Consider the following 17148-nt stretch of genomic DNA (forward strand, 5'->3'; position numbering starts at 1 on the left):
TCGGCAGTGTCCAGCCACTACAAAGCCCCATTCACCTTCACCGGCGGCACCATCGCTGCGGTCACTATCGACTTGTCCGGGCGGCCCTATCAGGACGTGGAATCCGAACTTGCACTGGCATTCTCGTGAGACTAAAGCATCACCGATGCCAATGCGACACAGAGCCGGTACCGAACGAAAGCAACGCATCGGGAACCGAGTCCCGGCCTAAGCGGCGCGCTTCTGGACCACACCCGCGTGCTACCGAATAAATCAATATATATATCCTGCGAAATAATATACATTGACCCGAGCGGGTACTGAATCCTGGATGGATGTCAGACTGCGCGCCGCCACCGCCACTGTCGTCGTCTTGGTGTGCGTTGGAGCGGCTTCAGTGTTGAGCCGAGCTGTCACATCGCCAGACTTGCTGCGGACTCCGGTCTTGCAATCGCGTCTGCGACGATGCCGCTGTGCTGCAAGAACATTGAACACTCCCGGGAGTTTGAGATGCGGAAAGAACTGCCTGAAGCGCCTATCAAGCCGGCGATGACTGATGCGGTCCACCAGACCCACCCAGCGCTGCCGGGCTGGCAGGTTGGCGTGTTTGCCACCGCATGTGCGCTGTCGGTTGCAACGAATTACTACGTTCAGGCGCTTACTCCGGCGATTGCGACGGACCTCCACGAGCCCGGGCCAACGGTCGGACTATTGGTGACGTTGGCACAGATAGGTTTTGCAGTCGGCGTCATCTTCATCGTCCCGGCTGGAGATCTGGTGCGTCGGAAACCGCTCGTCTGCCTGCTACTTGGGGGGACTGCCGGCGCCTTGGCACTTGCAGCCGCAGCGCCGAATTTGACCGCACTGGCGTGTGCGCTGCTGCTAGCCAGCCTGTGCTCGGTCGCCGCCCAAATCTTGGTGCCATTGGCCGCAACGCTGGCCAGCCCCGACCGGCAAGGACGCGTCGTCGGCCAGGTGATGAGTGGGCTATTAGTCGGAGTTTTGTTGGCACGTACCATCGCCGGTCTAGTCGCTGCGCACGGAGGGTGGCGCTTAATGTATGGCGTTGCAGCCGCTCTCGTCGCCGCAATAGCGATCGTGCTCGTGTTTAGCCTGCCTGACGTCGCACCCAGCAGCACCCTCAGCTACCCGAAACTGTTGAAATCGATCGGCAGCCTCCTAGTGGAGCATCCCCAGTTGCGGGTGAGGATCGCTTATGGCGCTGTCACTTTCGCTGGGTTCGGAAGCTTGTGGACCACCGTCGCTCTGCTCGCCGCCGATCGATATCACTACGGCGAAGCCACCATAGGATTACTCGCGTTAGTCGGGGCGGCCGGCGCGCTGTGTGCCCAGGGCGCTGGCAGACTCGTCGACAGAGGAAGACTGCACACGGCGACGGGAATCTTCCTCGTGGCCATCCTCATGGGGTGGGTGTTCGCCGCCTTCGGGGCGCACAACATCATCGCTTTGCTCACCGCGCTTATCCTGATCGATATCGGTGTCCAAGGCGTCCATATCGCTAACCAATCGGCAATCTATCGGCTAGACCCGACTGCACGCAGCCGCATCAACTCCGCCTATATCGCGTTCTATTTCCTCGGCGGCGCAACAGGTTCGACCATCGCAGCCATCGCCTATGGCCACCGCGGGTGGCGCGCGGTTGTGCTGGCTGGAATCATATTCGGAATAATCGGATTGTTGATGTGGATGCTGCGCCTGCTCACTGGCCGTGACCGTGATCGCATTCCCAGTGCAACTTAGTGGTCTTCTCCGATGCTGATGCAGCGGAGCGCCGGCGACGCCTGATGTCGCGAGCTGGGCTTTAACTGCCTAAGCTCTGCCGGGAAGTCTGCTCGTACTGATCGGCAGCCCGAACCAGTCCGTCCCGCACCGAGTGCAGCATATCTACGATATTGATGAACGCCTGATCCATCTCACCCGTAGTGTCGTATGCCGCCCACATTCTGCGCGCCTTGTCCTTCACAGTCTGAGCATGTGTATCAAAACGGGTTGCCATATCCCGCATCGCGCGCGGATCCGCCGTAAGCCGTTCAGTCACTTACCTATTCCTCCATTCGGTACACCAATGTCAATGAATACGGCCGCAGTTCTGCGGACTTTCAGGCCCCCTCCCGCGGCATCAGGGGCGGGTACGCCTGCTCCAACGCAGGCCATCGCGCTCTACGGTGGTCCGCGCCGGCCACACCGCCGGTCGCCATACCCCCGTGCAGCGGGCGGGGAGTGCCCGAGGACTTACCCGCAGCGCGAACACCAACCCCGGCGGACGCACCCGACCGAACCTCTGTCGCCGCCGTAGCCCAGGATCGTGGCACCGATAGCGATTCCAGCACCGGCGCAGCAGGGGTCGAAAGTGGCTCGGAGACATCGCCGGTCGACCTTGTACCAGCCGCTGCCTCTGGCTCCATCGAAAGCAACGCCGAAGTTGCCATGCTGCCTGTCAAGAGCGCCGTGTCAAAGCCGTTGGACAACAACATCATCATCAGCGATGACGAACCATCTGATGGGGCTGGACTAACGGAAGTCCCAATGAGGCGACTGACCCCAACCTGATAGCTGATAATCGCCGCCACATCCTGTGCCCACATCTCGTCGTAGGTAGCCTCGGTGGTTGCGATCGCAGTCGCGCTTTGACCCAGGATATTGCCCGCCACCAACGCGGTGACCGTTTCACGATTCGCGGCCACCTCCAGTGGATGCACTGTTGCCTGACGCGCCCGATCGAATACCTCGGCAGCCTCACGCGCAGTGATCGCGACTGTTCCGCACAGCCTGCCGCAGCCTTGAGCCACTGCACATACGCCACGGCGCTAGTGGCCGTCGCCTCCGCCGCCGGACCGGACCAGGCTCGAGACGCCGACGCCGTCAACCGGACCAAGTCGAACGACTCCGCCGCTGCGATCAACTCCGCAGCGAGTCGATCCCAGGTGACCGCCGCCGCCAGCAACTGTTCCCCACCCGGCTCGGCATACATCCGTGCCGAATTCACCTCGGGCGGCAAATTCGCAATCCCCACCACCATCTACTCCTTCGCGACAAGCCGTCAGACCTCGACAAATAGAGATCGTTACTTTGCCTACCTTACTACCTGGAATATATGGTAGACAGAAAAATATATGATTTGCCTGTGTTGGGCGCGGCCTTCAGCCCAGGCTCTTGTGGCAAGCTTCGCCCTAGCTGTCGCGGCACTAGCGGCCGATCGCGATGTCTATCGCTGATGTCGTGCGGACCAGTCAGTATCAACTACTTGTGATTACCGCGATGAGGATATACGGTCGGCCCGACGGAGTCCTGCGGGCTGCCCGAGGAATCCCGTGCCGGATCGAAGCGGACAGGAGCGCGGTCATGCCCCGATTTCCCAAGCCGTCGGAGGGAAGCTGGACACAGCATTACCCCGAACTGGGCACCGAGCCGGTGTCCTACGAGGACTCCATCAACCCCCAGATCCACGAGCTGGAGCGCGATGCCATCTTCAAACGCGCCTGGCTGAATGTCGGCCGCGTCGAACAGGTTCCACGCAAGGGTAGCTACTTCACTAAAGAACTCAAGGTCGTCAACACCTCAATCATCCTGGTGCGCACCGCCGCTGGTGAGGTCAAGGCTTATCACAACATCTGCCGGCACCGTGGCAACAAGTTGGTGTGGAACGACATGCCGCACGAGGAGACCAACGGCGTGTGCCGGCAATTCACCTGCAAGTACCACGCCTGGCGGTACGACCTGGACGGCAACCTGACTTTCGTCCAGCAGGAGGAGGAATTCTTCGACCTCGACAAGAGCCGATACGGGCTGGTCGCGGTCCATTGCGAGGTCTGGGAAGGATTCATTTTCGTCAACTTCGCCAAGAAGCCCGAGCAGTCGCTGCGTGAATTTCTGGGGCCGATGGTCAGCGGGCTGGAGGGCTATCCGTTCGACAAGATGACCTCGCGGTGGTCCTACCGATCGGAGGTGAAGGCCAATTGGAAGCTGTACATGGACGCGTTCCAGGAGTTCTATCACGCGCCGGTGCTGCACGCGAACCAATCGCCGACCGCCTATTCAAAGGCGGCCGCCCAGGCGGGTTTTGAGGCGCCGCACTATCGCCTGGATGGTCCGCACCGGCTGGTGAGCACGTCGGGTATCCGGGCCTGGGAGATGGCCGATGAGATGCGCAAGCCGATGGAGGACATCTGCCAGAGCGGATTGTTCGGGCCCTGGGACAAGCCGGAGTTGGGGGAGATGCCGCCTGGGCTGAACCCCGCGAAATGCGAGCCGTGGGGCCTGGATTCGTTCCAGCTGTTCCCGAACTTCGTGATCCTGATCTGGGGTCAGGGCTGGTATCTGACCTATCACTACTGGCCGACCTCCTACAACAGCCACGTCTTCGAGGGGACTCTGTACTTCCCGCAGCCACGCACGCCGCGTGAACGGGTCGCGCAGGAACTCGCCGCGGTGTCGTTCAAGGAATATGGTCTGCAGGACGCCAATACGCTGGAAGCCACCCAGTCGATGATCGAGTCCCGGGTGCTTGACCGGTTCGTGCTCTGCGATCAGGAGATTCTGATCCGGCACCTGCACAAGGAGACGGCGGCGTGGATCGACGATTACCGCCGCACCACGGACCAATTCAAGGCAGGGGTATGACCGGGATGTCGTCTTTACTGCCAACCGAATTCGCCGAGCTTGAACCTTTCGCGCAGTGGTGCCTGCCCGCTGAGTCGCAGCGCTACGCCAAGCGGCTGGCCAGTTCGATGCCCGAGATGAAAGCCTTTTATGACGCAATCACCCCGCGCGCCGAGGAAGCGCTGACCTACTGCGACAAGTTCCCCCTCGACGACCTGCCCGAGGACGTTCTCAACCTGATGCACCTGCTGTACTCGATGATCATGGTGTCGTTTCCGGTGGAGTGCTGGAAGCAGCCGCGAGTACCCGACTCCGGGGCCGCCACCCTGGACTGTGTGTCTGAGCCCGTGCCATGACCGAGCTGACCGTCTTGCGGGCCGCCCGCTGGGCTGACGTCGATACCGGCCAGGTCCGCGCACCGGCGGTCGTGCTGATCGACGGCGGCCGCATCACCGCGATCAATCCCGAAGGACCAGTGCCGGATTCGGCCACCGTCATCGACCTCGGGGATACCACGCTGCTGCCGGGTCTGATGGATATGGAACTCAACCTGCTCATCGGCGGCCCCGGTGGGCCCGAGGGGTTGCCGGCTCCGATGCACGGCGTTCAAGACGATCCCGCGTATCGCACGCTGCGGGGTGCCGTGAATGCGCGCACCACGCTGGAGGCGGGCTTCACCACCGTGCGCAACCTCGGCCTGATGGTCAAGACCGGCGGCTATCTGCTCGACGTCGCGTTGCAGCGGGCTATCGACCAGGGTTGGCACGCCGGCCCGCGTATCTATCCGGCCGGGCATGCGGTGACGCCCTACGGCGGACACCTGGATCCCACGGTGTTCCAGCGGCTGGCGCCGGGAATCATGCCGTTGTCGGTCGCCGAGGGCATCGCCAACGGCGTGCCCGACGTCATCGCGTGCGTCCGCTACCAGATTCGTCACGGCGCCAAGCTGATCAAGGTGTCGGCATCGGGCGGGGTGATGTCGCACAGCACCGCCCCGGGCGCCCAGCAATATTCCGACGCGGAATTCGCCGCCATCGCCGACGAGGCTCACCGAGCCGGCGTGCGAGTGGCTGCGCACGCCGTCGGCGACTCCGCGATCCGCGCGTGTATCCGCGCCGGGATCGACTCCATCGAACACGGATTCCTGGCGAACGACGACACGATTCAGATGATGGTCGATCACGGCACCTTCCTGGTCTCGACCACATATCTGACGGAGGCGATGGCGATCGACCGGATCGCACCGGAGCTACGCAGAAAGGCCGAGGAAGTATTCCCCGCGCAAAAGCAATGCTGCCCAAGGCGATTGCTGCCGGCGTGCGTATCGCATGCGGCTCCGACGCGCCGGCCATTCCGCACGGCCAAAACGCCAAGGAAATCCGGGCTCTGGTGGACCGCGGGATGACCCCCATGCAGGCGATCCGGGCTGCCACGGTGGTGGCCGCCCAACTCATCGAGGCCGACCACGAACTCGGGCGGCTTGCGCCCGGCTACCTCGCCGACATCATCGCCGTCCCAGGGAATCCCTCGGCCGACATCGGCGCCACCCTCGATGTGTCGTTTGTGATGAAGGATGGCCAGATCTACAAAACACCGACTACGTAGACCGGAGCGCGGGTATGGAACTCACCGAGAACATCCTGTGGCTGCTCAAGCAGGCCTTCTACTTCTCGCTGACCACCGTCAACGACGCGATCAGCGCGCACGGTGTGAGCACAGCGCAGATCGGCGTGCTGCGCCAGCTATCCAACGAACCCGGACTATCCGGTGCCGAACTGGCCCGGCGCCTGCTGATCAGCCCGCAAGGCGTGCAACTGGCTGTCACGGCACTCGAACGGCGCGGCCTGGTGGAACGAAAGCAAGATCCGCAGCACAAGCGCATCCTGCGGGCCTACCTGACCGATCAGGGACGAGACGTCGTGGCCGAGGTACTCGGTGATGCAATCGCCGCTCACGAGCGGGTGTTTGGCGTGCTCACTGCTGAGGAGCAGGAGACGCTGCGCGAATTGCTGGGCCGGGTGGTCGAAAAGGGCACCGGCCACGAGCTCACTCAGCGCGATGTATCTAGTACTTGAGATGAATGACAAGTACTTGATACTCTGCCCTCATGCAGGATTCCCGCGCTCCGTCGTATGCCGGACCTGCCGGCGACGGTGTTGCTACCGAAAAGGTGACGATCGAGCTGGATCGGTCGACCACGACGGTGGTCTACTCCGCACGGGATACCTTGCTGCAGACCGCGCGGATGGCAGGTCTGTCTCCGCCATCGTCGTGCGAAGTCGGCTCCTGCGGAACGTGTATGGCCCGGCTGACCGAGGGAAGTGCGCGGATGCTCAATAACGATGCGCTCGAAGACGACGAGGTTGCCGACGGCTGGGTGCTGACCTGCCAGGCCCTGCCGACGAGCCCGACGGTACGGGTGGTTTACGAATGAACAGGGTTGCGGTGGTGACCGGTGGCGCCTCTGGCATCGGTGAGGCGACGTGCCACGAGCTGGGCCGCCGTGGGCTCAACGTCGCTGTCCTCGATAGCAATGAGCAAGCAGCGCAGCGTGTTACCGAAGATCTGCGCGCGGGCGGGGTCACCGCAATCGGTATCGGCGCCGACGTCACCGATCGGGCCGCCGTTGAGCAGGCGTTCGCGAAAGTTCACCGCGAGTTGGGGCCGGTGGTGGTGCTGGTGACAAGTGCGGGGATGTTCGGGTTCTCCCCGTTCGCCGAGATCACTCCGGAGTCCTGGTCGAAGATCGTCGATGTCAATCTGACCGGTACGTTCCACTGCTGCCAAGTGGCGCTGGCCGACATGGTCGCCGCGAATTGGGGCAGGATCGTGATGATTTCGTCGTCCAGCGCCCAGCGTGGCTCGCCCTTTGCTGCGCACTATGCGGCATCCAAGGGCGCGGTCATCACCCTCACCAAGTCGCTGGCCCGCGAATACGCCCCACACGGAATCACCGTGAACAACATTCCTCCGTCGGGCATCGAAACCCCGATGCAGCACCAGGCGCAAGCCGAGGGGCACCTCAAGTCCAGCGATGAGATCGCCGCCAATATCCCGCTGGGCCACTTGGGTACCGGAGCCGACATCGCGGCGGCGGTCGGGTTTTTGGCATCCGAAGAGGCCGGCTTCATCACCGGCCAGGTGCTGGGTGTCAACGGCGGAGCGGTGATGTGACTGTGAGACGAGGAGGTTCAGATGACGCGAGAAGGTAGGCCCCCGGAGGGATCCTGGACCGAGCACTATCCCGAACTGGGCACCGGCGATATATCTTTCGCCGACTCTACCTCCAAAGAGTTCTTCAAGGACGAACGCGAAGCGGTCTTCAAACGTGCATGGCTCAACGTTGGCCGAGTCGAAGAGCTGCCGCGCATCGGCAGCTATCTCACCAAGGAAATCGAGGTCGCCCGGACTTCGGTGATCCTGGTCAAGGGCCGAGACGAATACATTAGAGCCTTCTACAACGTCTGCCGACACCGTGGAAACAAGCTGGTGTGGAACGACTTTCCCAATGATCCAACCCACGGGACATGCCGTCAGTTCACCTGCAAGTACCACGGCTGGCGCTACGATCTCGAGGGTGCACTGAAATTCGTACAGCAGGAATCGGAGTTCTTCGACCTCGACGTCGCGGACTACGGCCTGAGACCGGTGTCCTGCGATATCTGGAATGGCTTCATTTTCATCAACTTTGACGCCGAGCCGCGGCAGAGCCTGCGCGAATTCCTGGGCCCGATGGTCACCGGCCTGGACAGTTATCCCTTTGACAAACTGACCGAACGCTACGAGTGGGTCGCGCACAACAACAGCAACTGGAAGATCTTCGCCGACGCATTTCAGGAGTACTACCACGTGCCGTCGCTGCACCCGCAGCAGGTCCCCCCGGGGGTGCGTGACCCGAAGGCCGGATTCACTTGCGGCCATTTCCAACTCGACGGGCCACACCGGTTGGTGTCGACCGCGGGGAGGCGCCGTTGGCTGCTGCCGCACGAGTACATGTATCCGATCGAGCGGGCCACCCAGAGTGGGCTGGTCGGGCCCTGGCGCACTCCGGACATCGGCGAACTACCGGCGGGGCTCAACCCCGGTGGCATTGAACCTTGGGGAATCAGCAACTTCCAGATCTTCCCGAACACCGAGATATTGATATACGGCGGCTGGTACCTGCTGTACCGCTACTGGCCCACCTCGCATAACACGCACCGGTTCGAGGCCTACACCTACTTCAGCCCGGCGCGCAGCGTGCATGAGCGCATCGAACACGAAGTCGCCGCAGTGGTTCTCAAGGAATTTGCCCTGCAAGACGCGGGCATGCTCGGCGGGACGCAGGCCGCGCTGGAATACGGAATCGTCGAGGAGTTTCCGCTCAACGACCAAGAGATTCTGGTCCGCCACCTGCACAAGGTCGTCGTCGACTGGGTCGAGGCATACCGACGCGAGAATGCCCCGGCGCCGGCGGGAGTGTGATCGTGCCGGATACCCTGTTGCCCACCGGATTCGCCGAGCTGGAAAGCTACGCCCGCGTCTGGTGCCTGGCCACTGAAACCGAACGCTGGAACGCACGGATGGCCAGCACGATGGCCGAAATGCACGAGTTCTACGATGCTTTCTTCCCGCGGCTCGAAGAGGCGATCGACTACTGCGACAAGTTCACGCTCGAGGACCTGCCCGACGATGCGCTCAACCTGCTGCACATGATCTATTCGCTGATCATGGTCGCCATGGCCGTGGAGGTCATGCATCAACCCGTCCCGACCGACGCCGCGGATGCGGTGATGATCCGCACCGTCGAGCCGGCTCCCTGATATCCACAAGAAAGGACAGACCGTGAGTCTGCTCACCATCACCAAGCTCAGCGACTCCGTCGGCGCCGAGGTCACCGGCCTGGATCCCGCGCACCTGGCCGCCGACGATCCAGTGGGCGAAACCATCCTGGATGCCTTGGAGGACGACGGTGTTCTAGTCTTCCGCGGGCTGCATCTCGACCCCGAGTCCCAAGTCGCATTCTGTCGCCGCCTCGGCGCCATCGACCACTCCTCGGACGGTCATCATCCGGTCGCCGGCATCTACCCGGAGACGCTGGACAAGTCGAAGAACTCCTCGGCCGCCTATCTGAAGGCGACCTTCGACTGGCATATCGACGGCTGCACCCCTACCGGCGACGACTATCCGCAGAAAGCCACTGTCCTGTCGGCTAAGCAGGTCGCCGAGCGCGGCGGAGAAACCGAATTCGCCTCCTCATACGCGGCCTACGATGCGCTGACCGACGACGAAAAGGGCCGCTACGGCGCCTTGCGCGTAGTGCATTCGCTGGAGGCGTCTCAGCGCCGCATCACCCCCGACCCGACTCCGAAGCAGTTGGCGCTGTGGCGGTCCCGCCGCGATCACGAACACCCCCTGGTATGGACGCACCGCAGCGGCCGTAAGTCGTTGGTGCTCGGCGCTTCTGCCGACTACGTGGTGGGCATGGGCCGCGAGGAAGGCCGTGCCTTGTTGGCGGAGCTGCTGAACCGCGCCACCGTGCCCGCCTTGGTCTACAGCCACAACTGGTCGATCGGCGACACCGTCATCTGGGATAACCGCGGTGTGCTGCACCGGGCCGCTCCCTACGACTCCAGCTCGGAGCGCGAAATGCTGCGCACCACAGTGCTGGGTGACGAGCCGATTCAGTAGACCCCGGTGACCGACCACCACTCGCCGCGGCTTGCCCCGCTGCCCGCCGATGAATGGGACGACCGCAGCCGCCGCGCAATCGCCTCGCTGATACCCGTTGAGCGGGCTAACCCGATGGGTGCTGGCAATATCTTGTCGACCCTGGTGCGACATCCCGATCTGACGCGGGCGTATCTGCCGTTTAATACCTACTTGCTCAACGGCTCCACGCTGTCGGCGCGGGTGCGCGAGGTGGCCCTGCTGCGTGTGGTGCATCGGCGCGGCTGCGACTACCTGTGGTCTCATCATCTTCCGATCGCGCAGCGAGCCGGGTTGAGCGCTGAGGAAATCGATGCCATTCGCGACGGTCAACTCGCCGACGATAGTGATCAGTCGGTGCTTTCCACAGTGGACGACCTCATTGACGAGGGCACCATCTGCACTCCAACCTGGCATGAGTTGGGTCGACATTTCTCCGACGACCAGCGCATGGACCTGGTGTTCACCGTTGGGGGTTACTGCCTATTGGCCATGGCAGTCAACGCCTTTGGCATAGAAGATGAGGAACTGTGACACTCGGCCTAACAAGTCCCGATAGGCGCTATTTCCAGTAAGGGTTCTTAACCGCTTCAAGGGCTTCGGTCACGTAGCGATCCAGTGGCTGCCGGTTGGTCGACCGCAACACCCACTGCTGGAAGGCGAAATCGGCTGCACCAAAAGCGAGTTGAATCAACAAACCGGGACGCATGTCGGTCTCGGGGTCGGCACCCATGCGCTCGGCGACGAGCTTCATCGCCCGTTCCTTGTCGGCGGGCGTGTGGATCGTTGCCTTGTCTAGCAGGCCGGGCGCGACCAGCAGCGCTGCCCGCCACTCCTCGCAGTCGGCGCGGTCGAATGACCGGGTCCGCGTGATGATGGCGTTGATCAGTGCGACATCGGGTGACTCGCTGGCGGGCCGCTTCTCCAAGTGGTTGACGATCGCGGCACCGCCATAGCGCACGGGTGCCAGCAGCAGCTCCTCCTTAGTCGGCACATGCCGGAAGAAGGTGCGCGGTGAAACGCCTGCGGCAGTGGCGATCTCCTCGGTAGTAACGGCGTCGTATCCGCGTTCGACAAACAGCCGAAAGGCCGCTCGTCGGATATCGGCGCGGATCTGTGCGCGCTGGCGATCCCGGAGCGACTCGCCTTCGGTGGTCACCGGAAGCAGCCGATCCCACCGTCGACGTGAATGGTCTGACCGGTGATGAATGTCGCGTCACTGCCGAGCAGGAATGCGACCAGCGCCCCCACATCGGTGTGCACGTCGCCGATGCGCTTCATCGGAACACGCCCCACGGCCTTGTCGTACTCCTTGGGCGCGAACGACTTCCAGAACTTTACGCCGTCGGATTCAGCGAACGGGCAGATGACGTTGACCCGGATGTTGTCGCGTCCCCATTCCAGCGCTGCGACCTTCGACAGGCCGCGGATGCCTTCCTTGGCGGTGGCATAGCCGCCCCACTTGGGTTCACCACCTGTTCCCGTCCCCGAGCCGAGGTTGACGATGGACCCGCCGCCCGCTTCAACCATTAGCGGGTACACGGCCTGCATCAGCAGGAAGGTCGCGCGGGGACCGACGTCGTGGCCGAGTGCGAAGTCCTCGAGGGTGATGTTGACGAATGCCTTGGGCTCATTGGTGGCGATGGCGTTGTTGACCAGGCCGTGCGCCGTGCCGAAGGCGCCGACTGCGGCGGCGGTGATCCGCTGCGCGCTGTCCGGGTCGCGCAGATCGGCGACTAACTGTTCCACCCGTCCGATTGCCTCGAGCTCCGTGGTGGTCGTGCCCAGGGCCTCTTCCTGGATGTCGACCAACAGCACTTGCGCGCCGCGTTGGAGCAGTGCGGTCGCAACGCCCTTGCCGACGCCTTGAGCGGCACCGGTGACGATCGCGGCGTGCCCGCGCATCGAATCGGGATGGCTGTAGCTCATCTGACGGGTCCCATCTGCAGCTGCACGCCGCGGTGCATTTCGTAAGTGCTGCGCGCACCGCCCGGCAGCTCGATGAACTCCACCGGCGTCCCGTCCGGGTCCTTGACGAAAAACATTCGGACTCCGCCGATTTCGAACGGGTCCTGGTCCGGCGTGTAGCCGGCGTCGACGACACGGCGATGGATGTCGTTGAGTTCGGTTACCGACAACGACACGTTGTGGATCCCGGTGATACCCCGATGGGTCGGCTTCTGCTCCCCAGCTCGCTCATTGCCCAGGGAGAGCAGCTCAATCATCAGGCCGCCCAACAAACCGCCGACCACCCGGCCTTCCTGCTTACGGGTCGCGTGCAGTACCGCGTCGAAAGGCTCCCCGGAGATCAGGGATTCGAAGACGACGTCCATACCGAGCAGGTCCCGGTAGAACACCAGTGCACGGTCCATGTCCGTGACGCCCACGACAAGGTGACAGAACGACACATCGTCGAGGACGCCTTCGCCGGTCACGATGGCTTCGCGAGATTGGCAGCCGGGCGCCCGGCGAATAGCGGTAGATCCAGGTAGGTCTTGATGCCTGGTTCGGCGGCGCAGACGTCCGGGATGGCGTTGATGCAATGGTTCGCGGTGACCACCACGCCCGGGTTCTTCACCAGTCCCTCTTCGATCGTCTCCGGTTGCAGCCCCTTGAAGGTGAGGCTCACGTCGGGGTCGCCGGTGATCTCCACCTCGAAGCGTTCGCCCCGCCCCTCGAAATTCCAAGCCGGGTCAAGGTTTTCCTCACCCATCAGCCAGTTCACCGCCGCGGTGATGACCGGCTGGCCGTCGACGGTAGCTTGCCAGCGGAACCGGCGTGCGGCCACGGTGCCAGTGGTGATCGGGAAGGGTTCGTAGTCGATGTCGGCGGTCGCCACGGCGACATCCTGGATGGTGACGATGTTGGGATCGATCAGAAATCCCATGTGATCCGCGATCATCCGCACCGACTGCTTGAAGCCGGCTTCAAGCAGGCTGGCCATTGGCCCTTGGGTGGCTTCCTCCGGGGTGCCGCCGAAGCCCATGATGTGGCGCACCACATCGGGTGCGTTGTAGGTGCGGATGTCGGAGAACTCCTCGGCGCGCACATGGGTGACCGCGGACGAGAGCGAGGAAATCATCAGCGGGAAGCGCTCGGTGATGCCCCCGGGGTGGATGCCTGAACCATGCAGCGTCACACCGCTTTCCGTCGCAGCGTCGGCGACCGCCTGGTGCCGCGCGTTGCCCGGATCGGGGTATACCCAGCCGACCGGGGTGACCACGTTCTTGCCGGACCGCAGGATCGCGATGACCTCGTCGTCGTTGGGTACCAGCGGGCTGTACATGACGCAGTCGGCGTCCAGCGCGAGTATCTCGTCGATGCTCGAAGTAGCGGTGACACCAAGGTCTGTAGTCCCGATGATCCGGCCGACGTCGACACCATTCTTCTGCGCGCTGTGCACCCAGCAGCCCGCCAGCTCGAGCTGCGGGTGGTTGAGCACGCATCCGATGGCGGCCTTGCCGACGCCGCCGGTCGCCCATTGAATTACGCGAAGCTTGGACGAACTACTCATCGCTGTCCTTTCGATTGCACGCCTTTACACGTCAACGATCGAAATGGCACAGTATGACCCGCTGGCAGTGACTGTCAACAATGGTTTCGGGTAGGAAGGGCCTGTGCATGAGCGACCTGGACGGCAAGATCGCGATCGTCACCGGAACCAGCCGCGGCGTGGGCGTCGGCATCGCCCATGAACTGCTGCGCGCCGGCGCCACCGTCATCGGCTGTTCGCGCGGGCCGCTGGACACCATTCCCGGCATCGAATCGCAATGGGCGGCGCGTGCTTCGCAACGAGTCTGCGATCAAGGCGACTGCCGCTCGATCGACGCCTTAATCGCCGAGGTGGTGGCGACCCACGGTCGCGTCGACATTCTGGTCAACAACGCGGGCGGTACCGTCCCGGCGCCACACGTGGAGGACATTCCCGAACTCGTGCAACGCATTCAGGGCGCACCGCCCAGCAACGACGACTACGAACGCACCGCGCTGTTCCACGCGTTCGCGGTGCAGATGAACCTGATCAGTCCGCTCTGGTTCGCCATCCGCGCCTACCGGCAGATGTCGACGCAGGATGGCGTCGGCTGCATCATCAACGTCTCCAGCGGCGCCGGGCACCCGGCGGGCTCACCCACCTTGGTCTCCTATGGCGCGGCCAAGAGCGGCCTCAACCACCTGACTCGGTCACTGGCGCAGGAGTGGGGGCCGAAGGTGCGGGTCAACTGTGTGGCATTGGGCCCGACGATGACCGAGAACTTCCGGTCGTTCGTGTTGCCCAAAGACGATCCGACCGGCGAGAAGTATTTCGCCGCCGTTCCGTTGCGCCGGCCCGGCGAGCCCGCGGAAGTCGGACGGGTCTGCGTCTTCCTGGCCGGCGGGCAGGCCGACTTCGTCAACGGCACGACCATCGAATGCGACGGCGGCATGCTGCCCGGCGTGCTCTACGACGCGGGCCTCAAGACGATCACCGACCTGCTCTAATCCTCCGCACGGCGAGTTCCCAAGGCCCGCAACGGCTACCGTCGGCGTTTGGGCGCGCATGACGCGGCCTCGATGCCGGTGAGCAGCATTTCGAGGGCGCCGTCGAAGTCGTCGACCATCGTCGAACGCCGGCTGGTCTCGGATAGCGCGGCCAAGTGCGGGTGCTCGGCGCCGGCGAGGTCGCCGATGCGCTTCGCGACTGCCGCATTGGATTGTTCGCGGTCGGCTCCAGCGAGCGGGCCGGCCAATTCGACTTGGGCAGCGCCCATTACGAGGCTGAGCACTCCGCGAAACGCGGCGAGCACATCGAGGTCGCTCAATCCCGCGCGCCGGAGCGCCTCGATGAGGCGTTCGGCGGGAAGGTAGCCGGCGACCGATACCGTGCGGCGCGTCAATACCAGCGGCGCGGCATTGGGGTGCTGACGCACGCCCAGCCACCAGGCGGTCGCGATGGCTTTGACGTCGGCACGCCAATCGTCGGAATGGCGTGGCAGGCGGATGTCGGCGAGCACCGCGTCGGCGACGAGGCCCTCGAGCTCCTCGCGGTCTTTGACGTAGTTGTAGAGCGTCATAGGCCCGGTGCCCAGTGCGGCCGCCAGCGATCGCATGCTCAGGCCGGCGAGTCCATCCTTGTCGACGATGGAAATCGCCTGCGCCCGCACCTCGGCGAGAGTGAATCGTGCCCGCATCTGCGGCCGGCCTCCTCATTACGCGTACCCATTGACACGTACACCGTACGTAAGTTAAAACGTACGGTGTACGTATCTAGGGAAGGATCTCACATGACCGCTGCCTACGACACCACCCGGGTGTCCTTCATGTCGCGCGGCACCCGTTGCGCGGCCTGGCTCACTCTTCCCGACGGGCCCGGGCCGCATCCTGGCCTGGTGCTGGCCCACGGCCTGGGCGCCACGCACGGCATGTCGCTGTCCCAGTACGAGCAGCATTTCGCGCGATCCGGGGTCGCAACGTTGGCGTTCGACTATCGCTATACCGGCGAGTCGGACGGTGAGCCGCGTCAGCAGTTCAGCATGTGCGGGCACCGGCAGGACGTGGCCGCGGCCTGTGACTATTTGCGCGGGCACGCCGATATCGACGCTGCCCGGCTGGGATTGTGGGGAACCAGCCTGGGTGCGATGCACGTGCTACAGGCGGCGGAACACGGGCTCGACGTCGCGGCGGTGGTGGTGCAATGCCCGATCGTGCACGGTCCGGGAACGCTGCTGCGAAGCGGCCTGCTACCCGCCTTGCGGCTCACGCCGGCGATCGTTGCCGACGCCATCGGCCGGATTCGAAGGGTGGGCCGAACCTACGTCCCCATCGTTGGCGAGCCCGGCGGCTTGGCCGCGGTGACCGGCGCGGGCGCGTTGGACGGCTGGTATTCCACCGTGTCGCCCGGGTGCACGTTCGACAACCGGATGGCGGCGATGGACGTGCTCGGCATCGCGTCGAGCAGCGCGAAACGCGAGGCAGCGAAAATCAAAGTGCCGCTGCTGGTTTGCGTTTCACGTCGGGAAACCTTGATGGACCCGCGCCACGCCGAAGACGTCGCCGCTGCGGCACCGCGCGGAATCGCGCGGCACTACGACGGTGATCACTTCCAGATCTATCACCCGCCGCTGCGCAGCGAGCTGCTCGCCGATCAGACCGCCTTTTTACAGGAGCACTTGGGTGTCCGAGTCGGCTAACACGTTGCGGGACAACGACACAAGGCTCGCGGAATTGGCTTCCGATATCAGCGCGACGCAGTGGGCAGAACCGAGCCTGTGCACCGAGTGGACCAATCACGAAGTACTGGCTCATCTCGTTATCGGATACAGTGTCGCGCCGTCCTCGGTCGCCGCGAGCATGCTGCGGCATCGCGGTTCGTTCGACGCCGCGAACACCAAACTGGCCCATGGCCTGGCGGCACGGCGCAGTCCAGACCAATTGCTCGGCGACTTTGTGCAGCTGGCGCGCCGACCCCGAGGAATCGGCCGCCTTTTCCCGAGGCGGCTGCTGCTGGGCGACCACGTCATCCATGAACTCGACATCGCGTATGCGTTGGGCAAAGCGTCGGCGGTGCCCGTATCGACCGTCGTCGCTGTGCTGAACACTCAAGTTCGAGTGCCCAACCCGTTCGTCCCGGCAGCAGCGCGGGCTCGTGGCCTCAATCTGCTTGCCAGCGACGCCGACTGGTCTCGTCGCGCCGATGGGCCCGCGGTCACGGGGCAAGCCGCCCACCTCGCATCCGTTCTCGCGGGAAGGCCCTGGGCGCTGCGGCACCTGAGCGGCGACGGCGTCGCAGTACTTTCGTCTCGAATGTGAGATCGCATAACGGCGGCGTGCGCCGTCGGCGTTGACTGTGTGTCTCGGGTGGTGACACGTCGACCGAGTCCACCC

The 17148-nt window shown here is 63.6% G+C and carries 19 protein-coding genes and 3 pseudogenes; 15 read left to right on the forward strand and 7 right to left on the reverse strand.

From position 1 onward, the window contains the following. On the forward strand, positions 1-129 hold a 129-nt coding region (locus H7K34_RS09685), incomplete at its 5' end, for a hypothetical protein (RefSeq protein WP_264062408.1). Positions 130-489: 360 nt separating this feature from the next. Then, positions 490-1740 (forward strand): MFS transporter, encoded by a 1251-nt coding sequence (locus H7K34_RS09690; RefSeq protein WP_264061696.1) that lies wholly within the window; start codon positions 490-492, stop codon positions 1738-1740. Between the two features lie 61 nt (positions 1741-1801). Here H7K34_RS09690 and H7K34_RS09695 read toward each other — a convergent pair whose 3' ends face one another. Further along, a complete protein-coding gene (locus H7K34_RS09695) occupies positions 1802-2038 on the reverse strand; it encodes a WXG100 family type VII secretion target (RefSeq protein WP_372510728.1) in 237 nt (78 codons plus the stop codon). A gap of 61 nt (positions 2039-2099) precedes the next feature. Beyond that, a pseudogene (locus tag H7K34_RS26905) lies at positions 2100-3019 on the reverse strand (PPE family protein). Positions 3020-3342: 323 nt separating this feature from the next. Between H7K34_RS26905 and H7K34_RS09700 the strand changes: the two are divergent. The 10 genes and pseudogenes from H7K34_RS09700 (at position 3343) to H7K34_RS09745 (ending at position 10821) form a co-directional block, all read left to right on the forward strand. Then, positions 3343-4620, forward strand: a complete 1278-nt coding sequence (locus H7K34_RS09700; RefSeq protein WP_264061697.1) for an aromatic ring-hydroxylating oxygenase subunit alpha — start codon at positions 3343-3345, stop codon at positions 4618-4620. Between the two features lie 5 nt (positions 4621-4625). Further along, positions 4626-4955 (forward strand): hypothetical protein, encoded by a 330-nt coding sequence (locus H7K34_RS09705; RefSeq protein ID WP_108920517.1) that lies wholly within the window; start codon positions 4626-4628, stop codon positions 4953-4955. Beyond that, positions 4952-6204: pseudogene (locus H7K34_RS09710) on the forward strand (amidohydrolase family protein). Before H7K34_RS09705 ends, H7K34_RS09710 begins: the two are co-directional and overlap by 4 nt. A gap of 14 nt (positions 6205-6218) precedes the next feature. After that, the gene (locus H7K34_RS09715; protein WP_264061698.1) at positions 6219-6674 is read left to right on the forward strand and encodes a MarR family winged helix-turn-helix transcriptional regulator; all 456 of its coding nucleotides are present in this window, start codon (positions 6219-6221) and stop codon (positions 6672-6674) included. A gap of 59 nt (positions 6675-6733) precedes the next feature. Continuing rightward, a pseudogene (locus H7K34_RS09720) lies at positions 6734-7033 on the forward strand (2Fe-2S iron-sulfur cluster-binding protein); the annotation flags it as partial. Continuing rightward, the gene (locus tag H7K34_RS09725; RefSeq protein ID WP_264061699.1) at positions 7030-7773 is read left to right on the forward strand and encodes an SDR family NAD(P)-dependent oxidoreductase; all 744 of its coding nucleotides are present in this window, start codon (positions 7030-7032) and stop codon (positions 7771-7773) included. The pseudogene H7K34_RS09720 and the gene H7K34_RS09725, both read left to right, overlap by 4 nt. 21 nt (positions 7774-7794) lie before the next feature. Then, on the forward strand, positions 7795-9063 hold the full coding sequence (locus H7K34_RS09730) for an aromatic ring-hydroxylating oxygenase subunit alpha (protein ID WP_264061700.1): 1269 nt from the start codon (positions 7795-7797) through the stop codon (positions 9061-9063). Positions 9064-9065: 2 nt separating this feature from the next. Further along, positions 9066-9401, forward strand: coding sequence for a hypothetical protein (locus H7K34_RS09735; RefSeq protein WP_264061701.1), 336 nt, complete (start codon positions 9066-9068; stop codon positions 9399-9401). Positions 9402-9423: 22 nt separating this feature from the next. Further along, positions 9424-10269: a TauD/TfdA dioxygenase family protein gene (locus tag H7K34_RS09740; protein ID WP_264061702.1), complete on the forward strand. Its 846-nt coding sequence runs from the start codon at positions 9424-9426 to the stop codon at positions 10267-10269. A 6-nt stretch (positions 10270-10275) separates the two neighbouring features. Continuing rightward, positions 10276-10821 (forward strand): carboxymuconolactone decarboxylase family protein, encoded by a 546-nt coding sequence (locus H7K34_RS09745; RefSeq protein ID WP_264061703.1) that lies wholly within the window; start codon positions 10276-10278, stop codon positions 10819-10821. Between the two features lie 28 nt (positions 10822-10849). Here H7K34_RS09745 and H7K34_RS09750 read toward each other — a convergent pair whose 3' ends face one another. Genes H7K34_RS09750 through H7K34_RS09765 form a run of 4 tightly spaced genes read right to left on the reverse strand, consistent with a single transcriptional unit; the run spans position 10850 to position 13801 of the window. Further along, positions 10850-11446, reverse strand: a complete 597-nt coding sequence (locus H7K34_RS09750) for a TetR/AcrR family transcriptional regulator (protein WP_264061704.1) — start codon at positions 11444-11446, stop codon at positions 10850-10852. Continuing rightward, a complete protein-coding gene (locus H7K34_RS09755) occupies positions 11443-12216 on the reverse strand; it encodes an SDR family NAD(P)-dependent oxidoreductase (RefSeq protein WP_264061705.1) in 774 nt (257 codons plus the stop codon). The genes H7K34_RS09750 and H7K34_RS09755 overlap by 4 nt, the downstream gene beginning before the upstream one ends. After that, positions 12213-12722, reverse strand: a complete 510-nt coding sequence (locus H7K34_RS09760; protein ID WP_264061706.1) for a VOC family protein — start codon at positions 12720-12722, stop codon at positions 12213-12215. The genes H7K34_RS09755 and H7K34_RS09760 overlap by 4 nt, the downstream gene beginning before the upstream one ends. Then, positions 12719-13801, reverse strand: a complete 1083-nt coding sequence (locus H7K34_RS09765; protein WP_264061707.1) for an NAD(P)H-dependent amine dehydrogenase family protein — start codon at positions 13799-13801, stop codon at positions 12719-12721. Before H7K34_RS09765 ends, H7K34_RS09760 begins: the two co-directional genes overlap by 4 nt. 107 nt (positions 13802-13908) lie before the next feature. On the opposite strand from H7K34_RS09765, the gene H7K34_RS09770 reads away from it, so the two are divergent. Further along, positions 13909-14766, forward strand: a complete 858-nt coding sequence (locus H7K34_RS09770) for an SDR family NAD(P)-dependent oxidoreductase (protein WP_264061709.1) — start codon at positions 13909-13911, stop codon at positions 14764-14766. A 35-nt stretch (positions 14767-14801) separates the two neighbouring features. Here H7K34_RS09770 and H7K34_RS09775 read toward each other — a convergent pair whose 3' ends face one another. Next, positions 14802-15455 (reverse strand): TetR/AcrR family transcriptional regulator C-terminal domain-containing protein, encoded by a 654-nt coding sequence (locus tag H7K34_RS09775; RefSeq protein ID WP_264061710.1) that lies wholly within the window; start codon positions 15453-15455, stop codon positions 14802-14804. Between the two features lie 93 nt (positions 15456-15548). Here H7K34_RS09775 and H7K34_RS09780 point away from each other — a divergent pair, with 93 nt between their 5' ends. After that, positions 15549-16454, forward strand: coding sequence for an alpha/beta hydrolase (locus tag H7K34_RS09780; protein ID WP_264061711.1), 906 nt, complete (start codon positions 15549-15551; stop codon positions 16452-16454). Then, positions 16438-17073 (forward strand): maleylpyruvate isomerase family mycothiol-dependent enzyme, encoded by a 636-nt coding sequence (locus H7K34_RS09785; protein ID WP_264061712.1) that lies wholly within the window; start codon positions 16438-16440, stop codon positions 17071-17073. Before H7K34_RS09780 ends, H7K34_RS09785 begins: the two co-directional genes overlap by 17 nt. The last annotated feature ends 75 nt before the right edge of the window (positions 17074-17148 follow it).

It is taken from the genome of Mycobacterium montefiorense (genome assembly GCF_025823255.1).
In the GTDB taxonomy this organism is placed as follows: domain Bacteria; phylum Actinomycetota; class Actinomycetes; order Mycobacteriales; family Mycobacteriaceae; genus Mycobacterium; species Mycobacterium montefiorense.